Origin of the sequence: Filimonas effusa (genome assembly GCF_004118675.1) — a bacterium.
Taxonomy (GTDB): Bacteria; Bacteroidota; Bacteroidia; order Chitinophagales; family Chitinophagaceae; genus Filimonas; species Filimonas effusa.
The window spans coordinates 1,970,592-1,994,251 of the sequence record NZ_SDHZ01000001.1; the positions used below are offsets into that span (position 1 = coordinate 1,970,592).

19 protein-coding genes are annotated in these 23,660 nt (G+C 44.4%); 9 read left to right on the forward strand and 10 right to left on the reverse strand.

All coding sequences use genetic code 11. The annotated features are described in order from the left end of the window. Positions 1-10: 10 nt before the first annotated feature. The 4 genes from ESB13_RS07375 to ESB13_RS07390 all read left to right on the forward strand — a co-directional run bounded on the left by ESB13_RS07375 (position 11) and on the right by ESB13_RS07390 (position 5,806). Positions 11-784, forward strand: coding sequence for a lysophospholipid acyltransferase family protein (locus tag ESB13_RS07375; RefSeq protein ID WP_129002363.1), 774 nt, complete (start codon positions 11-13; stop codon positions 782-784). A gap of 12 nt (positions 785-796) precedes the next feature. Then, positions 797-3,316 carry a replication restart helicase PriA gene (gene priA / locus ESB13_RS07380; protein ID WP_129002364.1) on the forward strand — a complete coding sequence of 840 codons (2,520 nt, stop codon included), beginning with the start codon at positions 797-799 and terminating at the stop codon, positions 3,314-3,316. A gap of 58 nt (positions 3,317-3,374) precedes the next feature. Then, complete coding sequence (murB, locus tag ESB13_RS07385) at positions 3,375-4,409, forward strand: UDP-N-acetylmuramate dehydrogenase (RefSeq protein ID WP_129002365.1); 1,035 nt, start codon at positions 3,375-3,377, stop codon at positions 4,407-4,409. 101 nt (positions 4,410-4,510) lie between these two features. Then, positions 4,511-5,806, forward strand: coding sequence for an L-cysteine desulfidase family protein (locus ESB13_RS07390; RefSeq protein WP_129002366.1), 1,296 nt, complete (start codon positions 4,511-4,513; stop codon positions 5,804-5,806). A 57-nt stretch (positions 5,807-5,863) separates the two neighbouring features. On the opposite strand, the gene ESB13_RS07395 is transcribed toward ESB13_RS07390, so the two are convergent. The 3 genes from ESB13_RS07395 to ESB13_RS07405 form a co-directional block, all read right to left on the reverse strand. Next, the gene (locus tag ESB13_RS07395; protein WP_129002367.1) at positions 5,864-7,408 is read right to left on the reverse strand and encodes a magnesium chelatase; all 1,545 of its coding nucleotides are present in this window, start codon (positions 7,406-7,408) and stop codon (positions 5,864-5,866) included. A gap of 45 nt (positions 7,409-7,453) precedes the next feature. Next, positions 7,454-8,473 carry a vWA domain-containing protein gene (locus ESB13_RS07400; protein ID WP_246022465.1) on the reverse strand — a complete coding sequence of 340 codons (1,020 nt, stop codon included), beginning with the start codon at positions 8,471-8,473 and terminating at the stop codon, positions 7,454-7,456. Between the two features lie 901 nt (positions 8,474-9,374). Then, on the reverse strand, positions 9,375-12,662 hold the full coding sequence (locus tag ESB13_RS07405) for a glycosyltransferase family 117 protein (protein WP_129002369.1): 3,288 nt from the start codon (positions 12,660-12,662) through the stop codon (positions 9,375-9,377). Between the two features lie 48 nt (positions 12,663-12,710). On the opposite strand from ESB13_RS07405, the gene ESB13_RS07410 reads away from it, so the two are divergent. From ESB13_RS07410 to ESB13_RS07430, 5 genes are all read left to right on the forward strand, one after another. Continuing rightward, the gene (locus tag ESB13_RS07410; protein ID WP_129002370.1) at positions 12,711-12,896 is read left to right on the forward strand and encodes a hypothetical protein; all 186 of its coding nucleotides are present in this window, start codon (positions 12,711-12,713) and stop codon (positions 12,894-12,896) included. Continuing rightward, positions 12,853-14,127, forward strand: a complete 1,275-nt coding sequence (mtaB, locus tag ESB13_RS07415) for a tRNA (N(6)-L-threonylcarbamoyladenosine(37)-C(2))-methylthiotransferase MtaB (RefSeq protein WP_129002371.1) — start codon at positions 12,853-12,855, stop codon at positions 14,125-14,127. Before ESB13_RS07410 ends, mtaB begins: the two co-directional genes overlap by 44 nt. A gap of 276 nt (positions 14,128-14,403) precedes the next feature. Beyond that, complete coding sequence (locus tag ESB13_RS07420; RefSeq protein WP_129002372.1) at positions 14,404-14,673, forward strand: hypothetical protein; 270 nt, start codon at positions 14,404-14,406, stop codon at positions 14,671-14,673. A gap of 120 nt (positions 14,674-14,793) precedes the next feature. Continuing rightward, a complete protein-coding gene (locus tag ESB13_RS07425; protein ID WP_129002373.1) occupies positions 14,794-15,300 on the forward strand; it encodes a hypothetical protein in 507 nt (168 codons plus the stop codon). A 555-nt stretch (positions 15,301-15,855) separates the two neighbouring features. Next, positions 15,856-16,602, forward strand: coding sequence for a DUF2625 family protein (locus ESB13_RS07430; protein ID WP_129002374.1), 747 nt, complete (start codon positions 15,856-15,858; stop codon positions 16,600-16,602). Here ESB13_RS07430 and ESB13_RS07435 read toward each other — a convergent pair whose 3' ends face one another. From ESB13_RS07435 to ESB13_RS07465, 7 genes are all read right to left on the reverse strand, one after another. Continuing rightward, complete coding sequence (locus ESB13_RS07435) at positions 16,603-17,199, reverse strand: hypothetical protein (protein WP_129002375.1); 597 nt, start codon at positions 17,197-17,199, stop codon at positions 16,603-16,605. 25 nt (positions 17,200-17,224) lie between these two features. Beyond that, positions 17,225-18,688: a NucA/NucB deoxyribonuclease domain-containing protein gene (locus tag ESB13_RS07440; protein ID WP_129002376.1), complete on the reverse strand. Its 1,464-nt coding sequence runs from the start codon at positions 18,686-18,688 to the stop codon at positions 17,225-17,227. Positions 18,689-18,893: 205 nt separating this feature from the next. Then, positions 18,894-19,163: a hypothetical protein gene (locus ESB13_RS07445; protein ID WP_129002377.1), complete on the reverse strand. Its 270-nt coding sequence runs from the start codon at positions 19,161-19,163 to the stop codon at positions 18,894-18,896. Positions 19,164-19,559: 396 nt separating this feature from the next. Then, positions 19,560-20,000 (reverse strand): hypothetical protein, encoded by a 441-nt coding sequence (locus tag ESB13_RS07450; protein WP_129002378.1) that lies wholly within the window; start codon positions 19,998-20,000, stop codon positions 19,560-19,562. 91 nt (positions 20,001-20,091) lie between these two features. Continuing rightward, a complete protein-coding gene (locus ESB13_RS07455; protein WP_129002379.1) occupies positions 20,092-21,015 on the reverse strand; it encodes an RHS repeat-associated core domain-containing protein in 924 nt (307 codons plus the stop codon). Further along, positions 20,996-21,523: a hypothetical protein gene (locus ESB13_RS07460; protein WP_129002380.1), complete on the reverse strand. Its 528-nt coding sequence runs from the start codon at positions 21,521-21,523 to the stop codon at positions 20,996-20,998. The genes ESB13_RS07455 and ESB13_RS07460 overlap by 20 nt, the downstream gene beginning before the upstream one ends. Then, a complete protein-coding gene (locus tag ESB13_RS07465; RefSeq protein WP_129002381.1) occupies positions 21,520-23,613 on the reverse strand; it encodes an RHS repeat-associated core domain-containing protein in 2,094 nt (697 codons plus the stop codon). Before ESB13_RS07465 ends, ESB13_RS07460 begins: the two co-directional genes overlap by 4 nt. Between the last annotated feature and the right edge of the window lie 47 nt (positions 23,614-23,660).

Below are 23,660 nucleotides of genomic sequence, written 5' to 3' on the forward strand. Positions count from 1 at the left end.
AAAACGACTTATGCGCCGATTCCTTCATTATTGCTATAACATTTGGGCACTCCTGTGGTTTGTGCTGCTTATGTTCATAGTATTACCGCTGGTATTACTGTCGGCGTTGGGTGGAAAGGTAAAAGGAGGGAATCTTATTTACAAGCTCTGCCATGCCTGGGCCGCTACATGGTATTTTCTTATTGGCATAAAACACCGGGAAGTTTATGAGGCGCCATTGGACAGACAACGTCAGTATTTGTTTATAGCGAACCATATTTCTTATATGGATATTCCCTGTATTGTGCGCAGTATACATCAGCCGGTGCGGGTATTGGGCAAATATGAGATGGTACGCTATCCTGTTTTTGGCATTATTTACCGGATGGCTGCTATACTGGTAGACCGCCGCGATGCCGCCCACCGTGCGCAGAGTGTTCGTACGCTTAAGGCCGCTATACATAAAGGCATTTCGGTATTTATATTTCCTGAAGGTACATTTAACGAAACGCCCGATCCGCTGAAATCGTTCTACGATGGCGCTTTCCGTATTGCCATAGAAACCCAGACGCCGTTACAGCCGGTGTTATTTGTAGATACGCTTGACCGGATGCATTATAAAGGGGTGCTGACGCTTACTCCGGGCCTTTGCCGCACTGTATTTCTTGACGCCATAGCGGTGAAAGGGTATACCATGGCCCAGCTTCCCGAGCTGAAACAAAAGGCGTATGCCATAATGGAAGCCGGTTTGCGCCGTTACCGTACTTATACTACGGTGGCTGCAAAAGAAACAAGCGTATCTTAGCAGCTTAGAAACATGAATTCGAACCAGCACATACAATTTCCGGAAGAAGTTTCTTCCCAGCCTGTATTGTATGCCGAAGTGGTGATACCGCTGGCGCTGCCTAAGAACTATACCTGGGCTGTTCCGGCGCATTATCAGCAGGCAGTACAACCCGGCGTGCGTGTAGAGGTGATACTTGGAAAGAATAAAAAATATGCGGGACTGGTGAAAAGGGTTTTTCCTGAAAAACCTGAAGCTTTTGATCCCAAGCCAATACTGAATGTGCTGGATGACGAGCCGTTGCTTTTCCCACAGCAGCTGGAGTTCTGGCAATGGATGGCCAACTACTATATGTGTTCGGAGGGCGAGGTAATGCAGGCCGCCATTCCTGCCAACCTGAAGCTTTCCAGCGAAACCATCCTGCTTTGGAACGATGAACATGATGAAGATTTCTCGGACCTGGATGACGAAGAGTTTGTTGTAGCCGAAGCTTTACATATCAAAAAAGAACTCAGGCTTACCGAAGTGCAGCAGGTGCTGGATTCCAGCCATGTATATCCTGTTATCAAACGGCTTATCGAAAAGCAGGTATGCCATGTGTGGGAAGAGCTGAAAGAAAAGTACAAGGAGAAAAAAGAAACTTATGTACTGCTGCATCACAGTTACCGCCAGGAAGAAGCGCTGGCAGCGTTGCTGAACAACTGGGGCACGACCAAAGATGCCAAAACGCCCAAGGCCCCCAAACAAATGGAGTTGCTGCTGGCTTATCTTCACCTGGAAAGAAGCCAGGGCGAAGTGCCACAGCCGGAGTTGCTAAAAAAATCCGGCGCCTCGGCAGCACAGTTAAAAGCGCTGATAGATAAGGGCATCCTGAAAACAGAACGACGGGCTGTGGACCGTATCGCCGCGTTACCTAAAGACATACAAATAGACTTTACCCTCTCTCCTGCCCAGCAGGCAGCTGCAGATGCTGTTGCAGCTGGGTTTTCTGAAAAACAGGTATGCCTGTTACATGGCGTTACCTCGAGCGGTAAAACACAGGTGTACATTAAACTCATGGAAGCCTGCATACAGCAAGGACAGCAGGTATTGTTCATGCTCCCGGAGATTGCGCTAACGGCACAGATCATACGCAGGCTTCAAAAACATTTTGGCGGACATATCGCCATTTATCATTCGCGCTTTAATCCGAATGAGCGTGTTGAGATCTGGAGCAAGGTGAAGAGCGGGGAAATAAAAATAGTGCTGGGCGCCCGTTCTGCGGTGTTCCTGCCTTTCCGTCAACTGGGGCTGATCATTGCCGATGAAGAGCATGACGCTTCTTATAAACAACAGGACCCTGCTCCGCGTTATCATGCGCGCGATGCAGCTATTTATTACGCTTCCCTGTTCCAGGCGAAGGTATTGCTGGGATCGGCCACTCCTTCTATAGAAAGTTACTATAATGCCCAGCAGGGTAAATACACGCTGGTTGAATTAAATGAGCGCTATGGCAATGCCGAGATGCCGCAGATTGAAATAGTAGATGTAAAGCGGGTGGTGACGCAGGACCGTTCGAAAGTAATTGTTACACCAGACCTGCAGGCGGCCATCCAGGCTTCACTGGATGAGAAGAAACAGGTGATCCTGTTTCAGAACCGCCGTGGTTACTCGCCTTACCTGCTGTGTAATGTATGTGGCTGGATCCCTCAATGTGAGCATTGCGATGTTACGCTTACGTATCATAAAGCCAAAAACAAAATGGCCTGTCATTACTGCGGCACTACTTACCCCGTGGTACATACCTGCGCCGCCTGTGGCAGTCACCAGTTTCACCAGAAGAACTTTGGAACGGAAAAGATTGAAGAGATGGTAGCCGAAGCTTTTCCTGAAGCGCGGACTGCGCGTATGGACTATGACAGTGTAAAAGGGAAACATGATCATGATAACCTGATCAAACTATTTGAACAGCAGAAAATAGATATACTGGTAGGCACCCAGATGGTGGTAAAAGGGCTGGACTTTGAGCATGTGAACCTGGTGGGGATCCTGGATGCGGATGGCATTTTGAACTTTGCCGATTTCAGGGTCAATGAAAGAGCTTATCAGCTGATGGAGCAGGTTAGCGGCCGCGCGGGCCGCCGTTCGGGGCTGGGACGGGTAATGATACAGGTAAGCAATACTCATCACCCGGTGTTACAGTTTGTACAGCAACACAACTACAGGCAACTGTTCCAGGCAGAAATAGCCAACAGGCAAATGTTTGCCTACCCTCCTTTCACACGCATTATACAGCTCACTTTTAAACATAAAGAAACCCTGATAGCTGAAGAAGCAGCCATTCAAATGGTCAATGGCTTAAAAGCCAGTTTTGGCGCTTTTATCAACGGCCCTGCCGAGCCGGTCGTTAACCGTGTCAGGAACCAATATCTCTGGGAAATATTGCTGAAACTGCCTAAGAATAACCAGCTGATCCAGCAGTGCAAGCAGCAGATAGCCCAGCAGATAGTGATCATACAATCGAATAAAAGATACAGAAGTGTTGGTATTGTACCGGATATTGACCCGGTGTAGGGATAGAACGGCAGATCATGGTTTGGAAGGATTGGCAGTAGTTTAAACTTAAAAAATTATGGTGCAGGAAAATATATCATTACTTGGGTATAACACGTTTGGGATTGATGTGCAGGCTAAACATTTTGCACGTTTTTCGAGCCTGGCGGAATTGCAGGAACTATTGGAATACAGGAATGCCAGAGCGGGCGCTACTGTTGTTCCTTTGCCGATGCTTATTCTTGGCGGTGGAAGTAATATGTTGTTTACCTATAACTATAACGGATGGGTATTTAAGAATGAACTGAAAGGCATTGACCTTGTAAAGGAAGACGCTGAATTCTATTACGTGAAAGTAGCCGGTGGCGAAAACTGGCACCGGTTTGTTTTATATTGTATCGGGCATGGTTATGCAGGGCTTGAAAACCTCAGCCTCATACCTGGCTGCGCAGGAGCTTCGCCCATGCAGAATATAGGTGCTTACGGCGTTGAGGTCAAAGATGTTTTTGAATCGTTGGAAGCATTGGACATTGAAAGCAATACCGTTGTTGGCTTTGGACTGAAGGATTGCGCATTTGGTTACCGTGAGAGCGTTTTTAAACATCAATATAAGAACAGATTTATTATACTGAACGTTACTTACCGGCTTCGCAAACAGCCTGTTTTCAATATTTCTTATGGCGCTATTGAACAGGAATTGGCGCAGATGGGTATAGAAACACTTTCTATTAAAGCCATATCAGATGCGGTGATCCGCATCAGGAGCAGTAAACTTCCCGATCCGGCACAGATAGGCAATGCGGGGAGTTTCTTCAAAAATCCGACGATACCGTTTGCTTTATTCGAGGTATTGCAAAAGGAATACCCGGCGTTGCCGCATTATGCAGTAGCTGATCCTGCGCTCGTGAAAGTTCCTGCAGGCTGGTTGATAGAACAATGCGGCTGGAAAGGTTTCCGCGATGGTGACGCAGGGTGTCACGCCAAACAGGCGCTGGTGCTTGTGAACTATGGCAAAGCCTCCGGTGCGGCCATTTACCAGCTTTCTGAAAAGATCATAGATAGCGTGCTGCAACGGTTTGGCATTACGCTGGAGAGGGAAGTGAATATCATATAACAGACACCTCTCCCTTAAATTGCGCTACAGGTAATTTTCGAAGAAAAGTACCACAATCACGCTGGTGATATTATCTACCTTAGGCTCCTGAAAAAAGTTGAATGAAAGAACGTTCGGGACCTGACCTGCTTATGCTGCTTGAAAGCGAGTTACAACCATCACAAGGCTGTACCGAGCCCGCAGCCATTGCATTTACTGCCGCCCTTGCCCGGAAACAGGCTCCGGAAGAGGCAATAAGAGATGTACAAATTTATGCCAGCAGGAATGTTATTAAAAATGCCTATTCGGTTGCCATAGGTGGTACGGGGAAAAAGGGCATAGAAGCGGCAGCAGCATTGGGCCTTTGCATTGCTCATCCGGAGGCAAAGCTGCAAATACTTTCCTATGCCTGCGAAGAACATATATCGGCGGCAGAAAAGCTTGCCGGGTCGGGTATGATTAAAGTACACCTGGCTGATACTCCTGAGCTGCTATATATAGAAGTACATCTGCAAACGGAGCATTCTTTTATTAAGGTTATTGTTAGCGGCCATCATACCAACGTTACCAGCATAGAAGCCAATGGTATTACTTTATTTTCCAATTCAGAGCGTGACAGCAAGGGGGAATCAATAGACAATCCTGTTGCGGTGAGCCTGGAAGCTATCTGGCAATATATCAGCGAAGCGGATATAAATGATCTGCGCATTATAAAAGAAGCGATCCGTTTAAACAGTTCGCTTGCAGCAGAGGGCTCGAATAAAGCATTTGGATTAAACGTAGGAAAGCTGTCGTCTCAATGTAATGCTGTTGAAGATAGCGGCAACAATTATATCAACTATACAATATCCTTAACTGCAAGCGCCTGTGATGCCCGGATGGGCGGAAGTGTTCTTAGCGCCATGAGCAATTCGGGGAGCGGGAACCAAGGGATTACATCAACAGTACCGGTGGTGGCGGTGGGAGAACTACTTGGCAAAAATGAAGATGAAATAATAAGGGCGGTAGGATTAAGCAATCTTGTTACCATTTATATTAAATCGCAGTTCGGGCGCCTGTCTGCTTTTTGCGGCGTAACGGTAGCTTCCATAGGAGCTGCATGTGGTATCGCCCGTTTGCAAGGCGGCACACTTGAAACATTGAAAGCCATTATCCAGAACATGATAGGAACCTCTACGGGCATGCTTTGCGACGGCGCAAAAGCAGGCTGCGCTTTAAAGGTTGCAAGTTGTACTTATGCCGCCATACAAGCTACCAACCTGGCTCTACGGGGAGTTGAAATACAGGCGACCGACGGCATCATTGAAAGCAAGGTAGAAGACAGCATCAGAAACTTTTGTACGCTTGCAAAGGAAGCCGGCTCAAAAGCAGATGAACTTATTCTAAGTATGATGTTACAGAAAACACTTGTTCACTGAACCAGGCATTTATTATGCCACCTGGCTTTGCATATTTGTTGTTAACCGAAGACGATCTTAGTTAAGATCGTCTTCGGTTAGTTCGTCTTCTTCGCCAAAATTCATCTGGCCCAGGTTCATCATGCTGCCTATAAGGTCTTTGAACTCGATGCGGCCTTCTATGACTCTTTTACTGATCATGGAATGAGCGGCCAGTCCATGCAGCACAAACTCCATTAACAGGGCCGTTTCCTTTTCATTGGCATGGGGGAAATACTTTTTAACGAAAGCATATAATCCATCTACCTGGTATAAGCCTGCGATCTTGTCCGCGTCTTTGATATCAACCAGGAGATCGACATGATTACCGCCGTCGAACCAGCGGGTGATGGTTCTATAGGGATTTTCTTCTGCTTTTTCTTCCTGTGAGCGCTTGCCGGTATTGCGTTTTTTCTTCGCCTTTTCCGGATCGGGGAAATAGGTAATGAATTGAGAGCGGATGGCCTTATCAACCAGGTTTACGGCTACCTGGTAAGGGCCTTCCTGTTCACCTTCGTACACCAGTTCTATTTTACCGGTGATGGCGGGAATGATGCCTACCAGGTCGCTGATCCATACCTGCGTTGTTTTTTCGCCGTGGATGATGGCGCGGCGCTCGGCGCTGCTTACGGCATTTTCGAATGCAGCAATGGTTAAACGGGCGCTCACGCCACTTTTCTTGTCAACGTATTCGTTGCTGCGCGCTTCAAATGCCACCTGTTCTATCAGTCGTTTTACCAGGTCGCTTACAGTTACCATTTGCTGTTGTTGGGGCAGGATGCTGGCTTCCTGTTCGGTAATGGCAAGCGCTGTTTCTATCGTTTTAGGATAGTGTGTCAAGATCTGACTTTCGATACGGTCTTTCAGCGGTGTAACAATGCTGCCCCTGTTGGTATAGTCTTCGGGGTTGGCGGTAAATACAAACATGATATCGAGCGGCATCCGCAGTTTAAAACCGCGGATCTGGATATCGCCTTCCTGGAGTATGTTGAACAAACCTACCTGGATCCTGGCCTGCAGATCGGGCAGCTCGTTGATCACGAAGATGCCCCTGTTGCTGCGGGGAATGATGCCATAATGAATTACACCTTCGTCGGCAAATGATAACCTTAGGTTGGCGGCTTTAATAGGATCTACATCTCCTATCAGGTCGGCCACGCTTACATCGGGTGTAGCAAGTTTTTCGCCATAGCGTTCGCTCCTGTGCCACCATGTGATAGGCGTTTCATCGCCATGCTGTGCAATCATACCTCTTCCGTAACTGCTTAATGGCGCCAGGGGATCGTCGTTCACTTCACTTCCTGAGATTACGGGAACATATTCGTCGAGTAAATCGACCATCAGGCGTGCCATACGGGTTTTAGCCTGACCTCTTAAGCCCAGGAACAGGATATTATGACGGCTCAGTAAAGCCCTTTCCGTATCAGGGATAACGGTATCTTCATAGCCCATTACACCGGTAAAAGGGTTCTCGCGGTTGCGTATTTTTTCTATGAGATTTTTCCTGATTTCGTCTTTAATAGATAAAGGCGTATAACCACTCTTCTTCAATTGTCCCAGCGTCGTAATCTTCTCTATGTTCATTAAAAAGTTTTTCTGTTAAATAAAATCCGCAAGCAATCCTCTCCACTAATACACCGTTTTTCTCTTACCGCTTTCGAAATCTTTAAACAGAAATGCGCCGAGTTTATCGAGTGTGGCAAAGAATGCCTTACCGTTATTGGTTTCTGTAAACTCCTGTACAAAGCTCTGTAAATAGGGGTCGGAAGCTATCATAAAGGTGGTAATAGGTATTTTCAGCTTTTTGCACTGGGCGGCCAGGTTAATACAGCGGTTGGTGATCTTCCTGTCGAGGCCGAAGCTATTCTTATAGTAGCGGCCGCCTATTTTGAGGCAGGTAGGTTTGCCATCGGTGATCATGAAGATCTGTTTGTTGGCATTTTTACGCCTTCGCAGGATGTCCATGGCAAGTTCAAGTCCCGCTACCGTATTGGTATGGTACGGACCCACCTGCAGGTAAGGAAGGTCTTTTATTTCCACCGGCCAGGCGTCGTTACCAAAGACCACGATATCGAGGGTATCTTTGGGATACTTGGTGGTGATAAGTTCGCTCAGCGCCATGGCCACCTTTTTGGCGGGGGTGATACGGTCTTCGCCGTAGAGGATCATGGAGTGGGAGATATCGATCATGAGCACTGTGGAGGTTTGTGCTTTAAAATCGGTTTCCCGGATTTCAAGATCATCTTCGTGGAGGCGAAAACTATCTACGCCATGGTTGATCTGGGCGTTACGGATGCTCTCGGTAAAATCGATCTGCTCCAGCATATCGCCAAAGCGGAAAGGACGAAGATCCGGACTGGCTTCGTCGCCGGCACCGTGTTTAAACGTTTGGTGATTACCTTGTTTTGTTTTTTTGAGTTTTCCGAAGATCTCTTCCAGGCTGCGTTTGCGGATGCCCTGCTCCGATTTGGAGGTGATTGACAGGTTACCGGAGCCATCATCTTCTTTAATATAACCATTGGCTTTGAGGTCGTCGATAAAGTCGCCCATGCCATAGTCGTTATCGGTGAGCTGATATTGTTTGTCAAGCTCATTCATCCATTGAAGCGCCTCGCCGGCATCGCCATTGGTATATGTCAGCAATTGCATGAATACATCCAGCAACTGTTCAAACCGCGACTTTCCATTCCCACGAGGGTCAAATTTTAAAAATCTATGCCCTAACATACCTGTAAACTACAAAAAGAAATGGAAATATCCGCGATTTAAAGCCCGGAGGGCATTGTTAAGCTTTTGTAATAGCCGGATTAAAGGCAGGCTTTGCTAAGGTTTTGTAGCGGCCAAATCAAGTGCAGGCTTTGCTAAGGTTTTGTAGCGGCCAAATCAAGTGCAGGCTTTGCTAAGGTTTTGTAGCGGCCGAATCAAGTGCAGGCTTTGCTAAGGTTTTGCAGCGGCCGAATGAAGTGCAGGCTTTACTACGCTTTTGTAATAGCCGATCAATCGCTGGCTTTGCTACGCTTTTATAGTGGCTGAATTAGCGCAGGCTTTGCTAAATTCTTTCGAATGCGGACATTTTGGCGCTTTTTTTACCATGCTTCAAAGAAGCTCTCAGGAAGCTTTTAGGATGCTTTAAGGATGCTTTGAAGTTGGCTGCTAATACTTTTAGCATCAGCTGTAAATGGGACAAGCTGGCAGCGATGCCGGGATTGAAAAGAGAGGATTTTGATAAAAGAGCGTACTGACAGGCTGTCGTACCACGTTACTGGCTGGTATTCATTGCCTTAATGCCAAGAGAACGGCTCATAAATAAATTATCTGCTGAAAATCGTTTAAATGCTTGTAGTGCTTCGTCCAGGGACCCGAAATGAAAGAGAGGGTGGCGTATAAAATAAAAATAGCCGCTGAGAATTGCTTAAACGGGAAACCTTCTCCACCAGGTACCCGTGTAAAAAGAGGCCGTATCGCACTTATGATACGGCCTCTCTTTTATCCGGACTATTCGATAGTTTATGTAGCTATCTCAGTTCTTAGGTCTGGTTTTCTGCCTGTTTTATTCAGGCAGGGATTGCAGCACGGAGTCATTAGCGATTGGCGCCTCCAAAGATGCTGCGGGCTTTTTACCGTTGTAGATCTGTTCCATCTGGTCGAGATCACGGAGGTAATTCTGCACATTGCTCTTATCGTATTCTGTATTTTCTGCTTTGATGCCGGTAAGGCCGTTGTAATAACGCAGCTGCTGTTGCAGGTCGGTTTTTACGGATTTCAGCACCTTGGCAGCCAATTCTTTATGATCGGCACGGTAACAGGCTTCCAGGAAGATCATCGACAAACGGTTGTGCTCGTTTGCTCTTGAGGCCATGCCATAATCGAAGTTGCCGGACAAAATCATTTTGTCTACTTTATCCAGTACTTCACGGGCCTCCGGTTTCCTGTTTTTAGCAGAAAGATCGAGCGCCAGTTCTGAATAAGCGCGGCGGATGGTATTCAGGTGCCTGCGGTTTTCTTCGTCGAAGTATACACCCGGTACGTTGGCATTGCCGAAACGGAACTTATTCAGGAGTTTATCCTTCATATAGTCCGTGTTCACGAAGCTGTTCATAACAGGCACAAGGCGGTAAGTTAAACCATCTTTACGCAGGTATTGATCGAAACCTAAGCCGGTGCTTTGTGTAGAGGTAAAGTAAATAGGACGCTTCCATTTATTGGCGGCGATCACGTTCAGTAACGCAATATCGTTTTTCATTAACCCGCCTTTAGGAATGTCGAAACGCAGTTCGTTTACAACGCTGTCGTTTGCGTTTACGGTTTTGTTGGATCGTACCAGGTTCAGGTCAACCGGAACGGATACTTTTCTAACCGGGAATGTATTGAACATTTCTCCGCCGCCCCTGTCTACCATTTTATTGGGATCGTCGCTGCCAACATAATTCTTCATCATGTCGTACAGGTCGTAATAACGGTTTTCAGGAATATTGGGCTTGGGCTGGTAGATCACGTAATCGCGTTTACGTCCTTCGATCTGGTCGGCAGTGAAGATGACGTCGATCGCATCACTCTGGTTTACCTTATAACGTAGTTCGTTAATATACCAGTCGATCCCCAGCAGGCTGGTGTTGATCACCCTGATATCGGGGCGTACGCCTTCCACTTCCTGGGCATACCATAACGGATAGGTATCGTTATCACCGAAAGTGAAGAGGATAGCGTTTGGCGCACAGCTTTCGAGGTAATCTTTCGCCAGATCGGGTGCCAGCAGTTTTTTGCTGCGGTCGTGGTCGTCCCACTCCTGTTGCGCCATGATGGCCGGTACAGCCAGCAGGCATACTACAGTGGCGAGTCCTGCGGCAGTAGTCTGATTTTTTACGCCTTTAGTGATCCATTCCTGCACTTTCAGCACACCAAGACCAATCCAGATGGCAAAGGCATAGAAGGAACCTACGTAAGCATAGTCACGTTCCCTGGGCTGGTAGCCAGCCTGGTTCAGGTAAATTACAATTGCAAAACCGGTGAGGAAGAACAGCAGGAAGGTAACCACTGCATCGTCACCTCTTCTTCTGAAGTGGAAGAATAAACCTATCAATCCCAGGATCAGCGGTAAAGCAAACAGTTTATTATGGGCTTTATTATTCTTGAGGCTGTCGGGCATGAGGCTTTGGTTGCCATACATCATGTTATCGATGAAGCCGATACCTGTGATCCAGTTGCCATCGCGGGGGTTACCGGCGAATACGCCCTGGAGGTCGTTTTGTTTTCCGCTGAAGTTCCAGAGGAAGTAACGCAGGTACATGAAGTAGTTCTGGTACCCGATGAAGAATGCTATGTTATCGCCAAAATCGGGGGCGCGCTCGTAGCCTTCCCTGGTTTTGCCTATGTGCATGAAGTAGGCATAATAATCGGCATGTCCCTGGTCATTGCTGGCATCCCACATACGGGGGAAGACCATTTTATCTTCCTGGGCGTATACATAGTGACCATCTTTACCCAGCGTAATGTATTTGTCTTTTCCTTTCTGATACTTGGTAGCACCTTCGGCGTAAGCAATAGGCTGCGCTGTAAATTTCTGACCGTATAACAGCGGGAAATCGCCATATTGTTCCCTGCCCAGGTAACCTACAAGGCTCATTGGGTTATCTACGTTATACATATCTACAGAAGGGTTCGCATTACTGCGGATCATGGTAGTTACGTAAGTGCTGTAACCTAACAGGATGAAGGTAAAGCACCATAGCGCCAGGCGCAGGTAAGACCAGTCTTTTTTAGCGGCATAACGCAGGCCCAGCCAAACGCATGCAGCCACCAGTACAAAGAAGAAGATGAACCCTGAGAAGAAAGGTAATCCGAGTGAGTTCACAAAGAAGATATCGAAGTAACCGGCCGCTTTAACGGAGTATTGGATAACGGCCACCTGTACCACGCCTGTTAATACACAGCCGAGGATAAAGAAGATATAGGCACCGCCGTAATAGGCTTTTTTCCTGGAATTGATGCTTTCCACCGCATAAAGCAGGGCAATGGCAACCGCAGCGCCAAGGATCATGAGTCCTGCTACCGTATGGTCAGCGGCAATTTCATTACCTCTGGCCCCTGCAGAACCTGCTTCGCCGTTGGCGGAAATGATCGCCATGACAAATGCAGCGGCGCCGCCAAAGATGGTAAGCCATATAAAGTATTTGCGAAGAGAAGTGTAGTTGAACAAGTGTTTCCGGCGGAAGTAATAGATCATTACCAGGGCGGGAATATTGAGGATACTCAACAGGTGAACGCCAATAGAAAGGCCTACCATGAAGAAGATAAACACGATCCAGCGGTCTGCACCGGGTTCATCGGCCTGGTCTTCCCATTTCAGCATCGCCCAGAATACAATAGCGGTAAAGAAAGAAGACATTGCATACACCTCCCCTTCTACAGCACTATACCAGAATGAATCGGAGAAAGTGTAAGCAAGCGCACCTACTGCACCGGCTCCCATGATAGAAATTAACTGGGAAGTAGTGAGCTGGTTGCCCTGGGTTAATTTTGCGACCACAATTTTGCGGGCAAAATGGGTGATAGACCAGAACAGGAAGAGAATTGTAAAACCACTCGCCAATGCGTTCATTACGTTAACACCTTTGGCAGCTGTATTAGGATTATCTCCAAACAATACAATAAAGATCCTGCCTAATAAAACGAAAAGCGGCGCTCCCGGAGGGTGGGGAATCTGAACTTTAAAGCAACTGCTCACAAATTCACCACAATCCCATAAGCTCCCAGCAGCCTCTGCAGTGAGGATATAAACCATGCAAGCGATAAAACATACGACCCAACCTGTAATGTTGTTGACCCTTTTAAAATTCATACTGGTTTTTTGTTATTTCTAAAAGACTGGCAAACCTAACGTAAACTGATGAAATTTCTGTTGTTGTTAACGTCTTTTTATGGCCGGGCGGCACTCCTGTGGTATTTCGCATTTGCTGCCGGCGGCAAGCGCCGGGAGCAAAAAATGTCATGTACGTTTGAAAATGGGATTCTGTTTATCTTTGCGGCTTATGGAAAAGAGGCGTTCAGTGGCATTTCACACCCTGGGGTGTAAACTTAACTTTTCGGAGACATCTACCCTATCGCGTATGCTGGAGGTGGATGGATTTGAGAAAAGGGAATTTGAGGAGCTGGCAGATGTGTATGTGATCAATACCTGCTCGGTAACGGATAATGCCGACAAAGAATGCCGGCAGCTGGTTCGTCGCATTCAGCGTAAAGCCCCTGAAAGCATGGTGGTTATCACCGGCTGTTATGCCCAGCTGAAACCAAAGGAAATTTCCGAGATCCCCGGTGTAGACCTGGTGCTGGGCGCCGCAGAGAAATTCAACATCGGCCGTCACCTGAGGGAACTGACCAAGGGCGACGCCACTAAAATAAGCAGCTGCGATATTGAAGATGTAACGGGCTTCACGGCCTCGTACTCGCTGAACGACAGAACCCGGACCTTCCTGAAGGTGCAGGACGGCTGCGATTATACCTGTACTTTCTGCACCATCCCCATGGCACGCGGCAAAAGCAGGAGCGACAGTATTGAAAATGTATTGCGTAATGCCCGCGAGCTGGCAGCCGCCGGCGCCAAGGAGATTGTATTAACGGGCATCAACCTCGGCGACTTTGGCAAAGGGCCTGACGGCAATAAGAAAAGTGAGGAAAGCTTTTTCGATCTAATTCAGTCGCTCGATGAAATTGAAGGCATCGAACGTTACCGCATTTCTTCCATAGAGCCTAACCTGCTTACCAACGAAATCATCAGTTTCGTAGCTAACAGCAAGCGTTTCATGCCCCATTTTCATATTCCGCTGCAAAGCGGCAGTAATGAGATACTGGGGATGATGCGCCGGAGATATAAGAGAGAACTGTATGCCGAAAGGGTGGAACGCATCAAGGAACTGATGCCCCATTGCGCTATTGGCGTTGACGTGATCGTTGGCTTCCCCGGAGAAACGGATGCCTTATTTAAAGAAACTTTCGATTTCCTGCATAGCCTGGATATTTCGTACCTGCACGTATTCACCTATTCTGAACGTGCCAATACCAGGGCACTTGAGATTCAGCCTGTTGTACCCATGAACGTACGGCATGAGCGCAATAAGACCCTCCGTAACCTCTCGTACATGAAAATGCAATATTTCACGCAACAGCATGCTGCTCAAACCCGTAAGGTGCTTTTTGAAGGGCATGAAAAGGCGGGAATGATGGAGGGGTATACCGATAATTATATCCGGATCACCACGCCGCACCGCCCGGAATGGGCCAACCAGGTGGTGGAATGGACCGTTTAGCGCTCAAATCACTGATTTACAGCCGGTTTTAGAGAGAGGTTTTGGCAACCCGTAACGTACTGGTTTTCAATATACTAAATCTTTTTAGAGGATTCACGGAACAATAACAGGCCGCCTTGGGCGGAAGCTGGGAAATTCCCTTATTTTTGCCTCATCCTATTAAATTCTTACTTACTAACTCCATCTTTTACTAGCCCATTTTTATCCGGTTTAAAAGGCCGGAGCTTCTAACTAAGCCATTTGGATTATTGTGAAACAAGAGAAAAAGGAGTGATTATGTTTTCGTATGCTTTGTTGGAGCCAGGATGTTATTACCTGGTTCAGGAGAAAGAAAATGAGCCTGTAGTTATGATTCATGTTTCTGTGGTATCGGATTACTGCATGTATGTGCACCGTTATGGCGAAACTGAAACAATGGAATGGAAGAAAAAGACAGATTCCATTCATGACATTTTAGAACTACTCAGCGACAATGTGGTGAGAGAATGGCAGGAGGTGTACAACAGCTCGGAAGGGACTTATGATTATGAGGAAGGGGAAGAATAAGCCATTTATAACCTCCGGTATTTTAACCGGTCAGTAGCTTTATCCAGTGAAAGACAAGCTACTGACCGGCATTTTTAATTAATAGAATATATTCTTTCTATCTTGCCTTTTATTTTATCTATGAAATTATTTCACTCAAGCCTACCTGTAACCCTGGCAGTGCTGCTGCCGGCATTTTTTACCAATACTATGATTGCAAATGGGCAGGATGTTCGCACTATGACCTATGTTGCAACCGCTGCATTTCATCATGCAGAAAATGTAGTAGACTGGGCGCCTCTTACTACTCAGAAGCAGCCTGTAAAAATCACGTTAAGTAAAGACAAGGAGAAAATTAAAGTACAATTCCCGGGAGGCGTATCAGATAACTACAAAAAGCTATCTCTTTCAGCGCCAGAGGCGAAATATTACAAAAACGCAGTTGATGCCTTTTCGTTATTAGGAGTGTACACCCAGGAAACCGGTGACTTCAAGGGATATTACTTTCCTGTATACCAGGATAGCACAGGAAGTCTTTTATTTTTAACGATCGATGCACCGAATGATCTCTGGGGATTGGTTTATTTTTCCGGCCGAAATAATCATCCTTTTAAGAAATACACACGCAAGAAGGATTTTGTAAATTGATAGGAAGAGGACGGATTTTTCCTCAGACAACCAGGAATCTTGTAGTTCACAACCACCAGATCATTTTATCTCTACATTTACAGTATCCAATTTGTTATTATAATTATTAAAGCCTGTATCCCTCAATACCATTTGTAAAATGGTATTGAGGGATACCCCGAAGTTTGGCCGATAAAATATAAAACACTTGCCATTAGTCGGACCTTTCCTTCCCGAAAGAAGTAATAGGTTATTGGTCATTCTTCAGATCCCAGCCAGCTATATATTCAACAAGCTTAGGTCTTCCCAGACATCTACATAATTACCATCTTCAGCAATTAGTTCAGGTAGGCTTTCGGTTTAGTGCCGCCAGTAGCCGCGTAATCGGCACTTATTACTTTTAAAACTGCATCTAATATCCCAACAGTACCGACTGTTCAGATAAAATCTTATTTTCACCCATAGTTATGTTTTATGCAACAATTTATTAACATGGGGTACGTTGGTAACTGCCGCTTTCATTCTCGTTAAATTTAATCGAGCAACAACACTCTTAAACCTTACTATATTTATATAATGAAAAAAATTGTTTCAATTCTATTTTTATTTGTCTTTTTCATATGCGATATCACCACTAAGGCACAAACTAACATGAAGCCACTTAGCCAACTGTTAATTAACAAAAGCGACACCTGGAGCCTGATAAAAAAGCAAATCCAAAAAGCAAAAAATCCAGTAACTATTTTGCCTAAAAATGCAGAAAATGCAGACAGGACCTTGTATCAAGCTCAGGTAACTATTAATTCACCAATGGGAGCCGTCATTTACGAAACCGGAGGAATTTTGATTGATAGTGGCTGGATTCGGATATTGGGTTCAGGAAGTAGATATCTAAATAGAAATGTAATGAAATGGAATAAAGGAAAGTCTTTTTCCAAATGGGGAGAGCGCCCTTCTTTTATTTTAATTGCAGATGATGTGTTAGGGGGCTTTTATGCAATTAATGGTGGCGGAATTGATACTATTGGCATAGGAGAGGTCTTTTATTTTTCTCCTGATGACGCAAGATGGAGTAATCTACAATTATCTTATTCTGGTTTTTTAAACTTTTGTTTTCAGGGTAATCTAGCAGAATATTATAAAAACCTTCGGTGGGTTTCGTGGAAAAAGGATATTAAAAAAATGAATGGAGATTCAGGTTTTATTACATTCCCTTTTTTATGGAGTAAAGAAGGGAGAAACATAAATAAAACCACTAAGAAAATTGTACCAATCAATTATTTATGGGATTTATATTTCAAGGGAGAAACAACTAACAATTAGTTAGTTGCCTCTCCAAAATTCAGACTTAGGATTCAACTCCATTGCAATTTCTTTTTCTATCTCATAAACAACTTCCAAGGTATTATCACTTGAATTAAAATAATACCCCCTCCTTTTGTAAACCTCCAAAGTTGTCAAAAAAAGACCATATAAAGAATCATAAATCGACACAGGCTTGTCGTTTAAAAGGATAGAGGGCGAATAAAGGAAAAGTTGACCATATGTTTTTTTCTTTTCATCAAGATGAATCAAAATATAATCACCACCGCCACTTGTAAATAAGGGAAAAAACTCTTTCTTAAAAGACTTTTGAACTTTTGCCTCCAATGCATACATACTGATAGCAAGTTCTAATGGCATCATAATGCCACTTGTAAATAATTCTACCTCTCCTGTCTTTTTCTTAAATAGATCTATAACTCCATTCTTCCACTCATACAATTGCATTATATCAGTTCGAACAGGAAATCTCATATTATTAAATGAATCAGTAATTTTTGCAGCAGATACACCTTTCTGCAAATGAACCATTATAGGACATTCTAATTTACTCAAAAAAGATTCTAATTCTTGCAGTACCTCTTTTATTTCATCCATTCTTGCGCTCTATTTTAGATTAAAGTTAAGGAATAGGCACCAAATTCCTAGGAGGAAACAATCTACTTCCTTCAGAAATAATTATATAAACCGTAAGTGCCACACCTGTTAACCCAACTGTTTTACCAATCCTATCCCGCAAACTTTGATTTGCTGCAGGAGCTGGAGATGGAGCAGGGCTCGGAGAAGTTTCCGGCTCCGGACTGTTAGGTATAGGAACCATTTCAAATTGATCTCCTGTTTCCATTTTATTAAGAACTACCAATGCACCTAACAAGCCTCCATGTTTTTTATTTTCACTTGATGGAACATAATTAACATCAGCACCTTTTCCACCTTCTTTGGTTGAAGCATATGGGTATTCATCTCGGTCATATCCAGGCCTCGGAGGAGTATTCTTTAATGCTTCTCTGCGACGTCGTCTTGCATTTTGTCTATTAGAATCATAAGTAATGACCATAGGCTTACCATTAGCTAAAGATGCCATTAGATTTTTGTAAATATTGGGAAACAGTTTTTCAGGGATCGGAACTGGAACAACTTTAGGCTTATTTGCGGTTGAGTCTTTATCACCAAGAGGGTCACTATTCAGAATAGGATTATTGCTCATCGCAGAATAAGGGCTCTCAGAATGACTCGGCTTGGGGTCTATTTGCCACCATCTACCTAACTGGGGATCGTGAGTTCTGAAAAAAGCTTCACCGATGTTTACATCAAAAGAATTTTCATATTCAATCCCATTATATTTCCTTTTGTTCTGCAACTTCCCAGCCGCCCTGGAAGATATCCCCGCCATTGTCAAGCCGAACGGATAATAATGCGTCTCTTCGCACAGAGGCCCTCGTATATGCGTCACCTGCAGGTTATCAAACACCACATCCGTGCCACGCGTCTCATTGGATACAAAAATATACAAATACCCGTTGCGTGTCATCAGTCGCTCAGATACTCCTACTGGTGTTTGCTTGCCTTCGTCCCCCACACCACTCACTCCCGAGTTATTACCATCGTCACTGATCACAGCATTCAGCTGCTCATCGAACAAAACGTAATTCAGGTAAGCTTTGGGCTTGCCCGCACCATTATTGGGATAGTCTGCATCAGCCTTCTGCACCAGGAAGCTCGTCAGTCCGTTTTTCAGGTTGCCATCTTCCAGCAATTGCGCCGCACTATGACTGCCTCCCCCGGCGCCAGAGATGCCACCCGCAAGCGTAGACAACAGTTCACCAACAGGTAAACTGGAAACATCACCCGAAGAAGGACTACGTTCATACCAGCTATCGGCTGCGATATTCACCTTATCGCCAGCCATTACTTTTAATAAAATGGAGGTACCCGTTTTATTACTATTACCATTTAAGCTTTCTACATAACTATTCCCATCCGCATAAGGATAATGTACACTACCCGCAGTAACACGGCTGCCAGTAGTTAGTATATCATAGTAACGTTTCTCACCATCAAGTGTTCCATTCTCAAGCGTAGCCACAGGATAAGCATCCGTCTGGTGCTCATCTGTTAGCGTCAGCCGTACATTACCCAGATGGTCCTTTACAACATAATCATAGTAGTAAACACAGGCAACACTACCCTCGGTATCACGCTTCGGACATGACCAGACAGATAAGCCGTATACGTATGCTTCCCCTTATAAAGGCAATCAGCCTCCCTATTGTATTAATCCCCCCCAGCACCTACTGACAACTGCCTCCGCATTTACAATCAATAAACTTCTTCGGCACTCCCATTAGATTAGCCACAATAGCTACAAATTCATCCCTTATAATCTTCCATTGCTCCTTCGAATAAAGACATCCGGCTTTTAATCTAAAGATATATTTTTGTTGCAGTAAAGCTAGGTTCCAGCCTTTTCCAAAAACGCTTTCATCCTGACTTGTTTTAACGCCTTCCAATTCCTGAAATTTAGCAGCAGAATATTCATTAGAAGAATATTCAAACATCATTATAGTAAACCTCTACCTGGTGTCTTTACTAATCTTTTTCTTAGAGGCGAAATATAATACATCAACTCCTTTTAGTGCCTTGCTCGTAAAGTTAGGTTCAAACCTATCTTTTATCATATCTCCTGCCTTCAAAAAATCGTTCCTAACTAAATCATATTTAATAGTATACTTTTTAATACATTCTTTTCTAAAATTTTTGTTTATGGAATCCTGAGCGGATACAATCGCTGCCGTAAACAATAAAGTTAAAAATCATCATCACGACAAAAAAGCATTGATATTTCATAGCTATTTCTAAATGCTTCAGTTTTGGGGGAGCAGGTCATTCCCCGCCGCCTTGGAACTTATCCCCGCCATTGTCAAAGGGATAAGTATACAGTATCACAACATCAAGCTTCATTCAAATCTGATCTCATCTCTAATACAATCAGCCAAGCTATTTGTTCCCAATCCAATCGGCTTCACCAATTCAAGCAAGCGTATCTTAACTAAATATTCACCTCGCCAAAAAAAAATTCTAGATTCATACTCGGCATGCTCTTCATCCTGTTTGTTCATATACTTTAAAAAACCTACTTGAACAGAGTCTACATCACTAATAAGCTCTTTTAAAATCTTAGCCTTTTTACCAAACTCAATTTCCTTCTTTTGAAAATAAAAGAGCCCTGCCATTTCGGGTTTAGCCTCAGGCTGATTTATGTAGCTCTTTATGGAACAATCAACATACAATGCACTATCCCCCGTCAACAGTCTATATTGTAAAACATTCTCGCCCCCCATATAGTTGTATCTATTAAAACATAAGATGGCAACTTGACAATACATTGTACCGGCCACAAGTTCAAAATTTGAAAAGCAGAAGTATCACACCGCTTACTAACACACTCTGTTAATAATATCGCTAAAATTATTATTGGCATTTTCTTGGTCATTCTATGGGAAGTTTTGGATTAGGATTAGCATTACCAAATCGATGCATATACATTGCTTGAATTGACAAATTATAAGTATTATAGGTACCTTTCCCAGCTGGCTGTGTGTTAATTGGAGAATTAATATACGTGTCCAAGGTTTCGGTCGACCTCGGTGCCGAAATTCTTCCAACAATTGTTCCTCCAGAAGTCATAACATTCGGGGTTCCTGGTACGTACAAATTTTTAACGCTTTTCCCATTTACGTCAAATCCGTTATTCTCACCAGCATGATTCATATTTGAAAGATGGCCTGCACCATGATTAATTAGAAATGCGGCAGCATCGGTAAAAACAGCCTTACTCCCCTTCGCAAATGTCTTCGTTGCTTCAGCGCCTACAGCGATAATATTATCATTACTTCCTCCGGTAGCCTCTTCTCTCGGATTCTGACTTTGTTCAGGATTAACATGACCGTCTACACCATTTGAACCAAAACCACTCACTTCTTTTCCAAATTCAGGATTAAAACTTTTGATCTTTTCAATTACATTATTTCGGTTACCCACGACTGCAACAGCGTCAGTTTTATCCAACTTATCATATGCATCAGAATTGAAATTACCTTTAAATACCTTTACTGACGTTTTCAAACCCATTGCCTTGAAATTAGCAGAAGCTTTGTTTGCAATAGCCCTTAACTCTTTACGTGTTACTCCCTCTGCAGGATCTACACTATGCCAACATCCCAACTGCGGATCTAGCCCTCTAGCACCATAATCATATAATTCTAATCCACTCCCATCACTAAACTCCCCGCTCTGCAACTCCTTACTATTATATTTCAACCTATTCTGTAATTTCCCCGCAGCCCTCGAACTTATCCCCTTCATCGTCAAGCCAAACGGATAGCCACAAAACTTAATTACTGGAAGAATCATCAGCTGGTAGTTTGAGCTTTATACTGTCCGGAATCTTACCTGGCAGCGCAATAAAGGGATAGGCTCCTTCAACTTTATATGTGTTCATTACACCAAAGCTATCCTTGACAGCCCAAATTACATTGTCACCACCATTTGCATATTCTTTAAGAACGACCGTATCGTTGTTACATCCGTTCTGAAAATAATGCTCTATACCCGAGTAAACTTTAAACTCAATGCCAGACACCTGTACTTTTTGAATAGGACTTTGATTATTCAATTGATCTTCCTGTCTTGTAAGCGGATAATTTCCCGCATACACAATTAAATCATACTGGTGCGGAGAACCTTTGTCAATATACAACCCGTATTCAGGATAGGCTTTTCCAGTAACCTTCACAAAAGAATCTAACAAGGCTTTGATATTAGGCCGCGGCTCCAAAAAACAACTTGCAGACTTTTTCACAGTATTCTTGCAAGAGAAAACCAATATCAACAAAACCAAATAAGGTAATTTATATTTCATTTTTTAAGTAATTGTATAAAATTATTATTCTGCTTCGCAAACTGTCTTAGGTTCACCGAGTTAGGCATATGTTGTATACTCTGAGCATTATAAGATGGAAAATGCTTAGAAAAAGAAACAACTTGATAGTTAAAGTCTGCTGCTTTTCGAGATGGATTTGAGGCTGCTATAATAAAACTAATTGGATCTGCTTTAGTCCCTTGCATTTGTATAACAAAAACCGGCTTATTAGGAGTTGAATAAGCAGCAAACCCAAGATCTCCATAACCATCCGCTGTATAAGTACTTGGCCCACTACCTTTAGGGTGAGTGTGAACTGTTGCAGTTGTACTATACTCTTTTCCAGACGCATCAACAACATTTCCATTCTTGGTACTGTAGCCATAATCAGCAAGATCAACAGTAGATTGGTTATTCTTATAGTCGGGTAAAACCAGAGTTCCCTTATCAGTCAAAACAGCCATAGATTCATTGCCCGTTTGCTTGGTACGATCAACGATCCGTGTGTAGGCACTCGATTCATTTGCATACATTATACTTCCATCCTTCCTGTAATCTTCAATAACGCCTCCTTTCTTATCCTTGATTTGATATGTCACTCCTACATAGGTTTGATCTGCCGACAGCTTAGAATCTTTCGTCACCTTAGGATCGTATTGATATTTGCCTTCTTTATCAGTATACCAATCCATTCCCGTTGGATCTGTTAGTGCAATAGGGTTATTGGCACAATAGTTATATGTCGTCCAACCATCGTAATTAAAGGAATGAGGGTCAATCTGATTCATTCTTCCAATCTGTACATCATAGATCCTCGCTTCAAAATCGTACCAATCCAGCCCTGATCTGTCTGAAAATTCCTTGCTTTGCTCTTCTTTCCCCCCGAACAAATATTTATTGTCTAATGTGTTCGCAGCCCTCGAACTTATCCCCGCCATCGTCAACCCAAACGGATAATAATGCGTCTCTTCGCACAGAGGCCCCCGTATATGCGTCACCTGCAGGTTATCAAACACCACATCCGTGCCACGCGTCTCATTGGATACAAAAATATACAAATACCCGTTGCGTGTCATCAGTCGCTCAGATACTCCTACTGGTGTTTGCTTGCCTTCGTCCCCCATACCACTTACTCCCGAGTTATTACCATCGTCACTGATCACAGCATTCAGCTGCTCATCGAACAAAACGTAATTCAGGTAAGCCTTGGGCTTGCCCGCACCATTATTGGCATAGTCTGCATCAGCCTTCTGCACCAGGAAGCTCGTCAGTCCGTTTTTCAGGTTGCCATCTTCCAGCAATTGCGCCGCGCTATGACTGCCTCCCCCGGCACCTGAGATGCCACCCGCAAGCGTAGACAACAGTTCACCAACGGGTAAACTGGAAACATCACCCGAAGAAGGACTGCGCTCATACCAGCTATCGGCTGCGATATTCACCTTATCGCCCGCCATTACTTTTAATAAAATGGAGGTACCCGTTTTATTACTATTACCATTTAAGCTTTCTACATAACTATTCCCTTCCGCATAAGGATAATGAACGCTGCCGGCCGTGACACGGCTGCCGGCTGGTATATCATAATAGCGCTTCTCGTTCTCAAGTGTACCATTTTCAAGCGTTGCAACAGGATAAGCATCCGCCTGGTGTTCATCCGTAAGCGTAAGCCGGACATTGCCCAGGTGATCTTTTACATAATAATCATAATAATAAACACCGGTGGCACTTCCCCTGGTATCACGCTGCGGACGGATGCGGCCTTCCTCCTGCCCCAGGAACTGCAATACATTGTTCTCATAAACATGGCCCGACAAATAAGTGGTATAGGTATGTTTATTCTTATAGTTATTGCCTGCCAATGGCAACTCTTCTACACGCTTTTCCAGCTTATTTCCGGCAGCATCATAAATATAGGTTATGGTGCCTTTAATGTCGCCCGACGCATCTTTTACCGTTATCAGCCATGGGAGGTTCAGGTGGTTATACACAATGGCACCCGCAGGATCTTCGCCAATACGTTTGTTCTTATCTTTTATAAGATTGCCATTCACATCATAGGAATAGTCTTCCCATTCCGTATTCCTATCCACAAAATCGCCGAGTTTATGATCCGTATCAACTTGGTCGTGGACGGCTT

Excerpts from the sequence above, each read along its gene's own strand:
- ESB13_RS07375 (WP_129002363.1), top strand. The coding sequence starts at position 11 with ATGCGCCGATTCCTTCATTATTGCTATAACATTTGGGCACTCCTGTGG.
- priA (WP_129002364.1), top strand. The coding sequence starts at position 797 with ATGAATTCGAACCAGCACATACAATTTCCGGAAGAAGTTTCTTCCCAG.
- murB (WP_129002365.1), top strand. The coding sequence starts at position 3,375 with ATGGTGCAGGAAAATATATCATTACTTGGGTATAACACGTTTGGGATT.
- ESB13_RS07390 (WP_129002366.1), top strand. The coding sequence starts at position 4,511 with ATGAAAGAACGTTCGGGACCTGACCTGCTTATGCTGCTTGAAAGCGAG.
- ESB13_RS07395 (WP_129002367.1), bottom strand. The coding sequence starts at position 7,408 with ATGAACATAGAGAAGATTACGACGCTGGGACAATTGAAGAAGAGTGGT.
- ESB13_RS07400 (WP_246022465.1), bottom strand. The coding sequence starts at position 8,473 with ATGCAATTGCTGACATATACCAATGGCGATGCCGGCGAGGCGCTTCAA.
- ESB13_RS07405 (WP_129002369.1), bottom strand. The coding sequence starts at position 12,662 with ATGAATTTTAAAAGGGTCAACAACATTACAGGTTGGGTCGTATGTTTT.
- ESB13_RS07410 (WP_129002370.1), top strand. The coding sequence starts at position 12,711 with ATGAAATTTCTGTTGTTGTTAACGTCTTTTTATGGCCGGGCGGCACTC.
- mtaB (WP_129002371.1), top strand. The coding sequence starts at position 12,853 with ATGGAAAAGAGGCGTTCAGTGGCATTTCACACCCTGGGGTGTAAACTT.
- ESB13_RS07420 (WP_129002372.1), top strand. The coding sequence starts at position 14,404 with ATGTTTTCGTATGCTTTGTTGGAGCCAGGATGTTATTACCTGGTTCAG.
- ESB13_RS07425 (WP_129002373.1), top strand. The coding sequence starts at position 14,794 with ATGAAATTATTTCACTCAAGCCTACCTGTAACCCTGGCAGTGCTGCTG.
- ESB13_RS07430 (WP_129002374.1), top strand. The coding sequence starts at position 15,856 with ATGAAAAAAATTGTTTCAATTCTATTTTTATTTGTCTTTTTCATATGC.
- ESB13_RS07435 (WP_129002375.1), bottom strand. The coding sequence starts at position 17,199 with ATGGATGAAATAAAAGAGGTACTGCAAGAATTAGAATCTTTTTTGAGT.
- ESB13_RS07445 (WP_129002377.1), bottom strand. The coding sequence starts at position 19,163 with ATGATGTTTGAATATTCTTCTAATGAATATTCTGCTGCTAAATTTCAG.
- ESB13_RS07455 (WP_129002379.1), bottom strand. The coding sequence starts at position 21,015 with ATGATTCTTCCAGTAATTAAGTTTTGTGGCTATCCGTTTGGCTTGACG.
- ESB13_RS07460 (WP_129002380.1), bottom strand. The coding sequence starts at position 21,523 with ATGAAATATAAATTACCTTATTTGGTTTTGTTGATATTGGTTTTCTCT.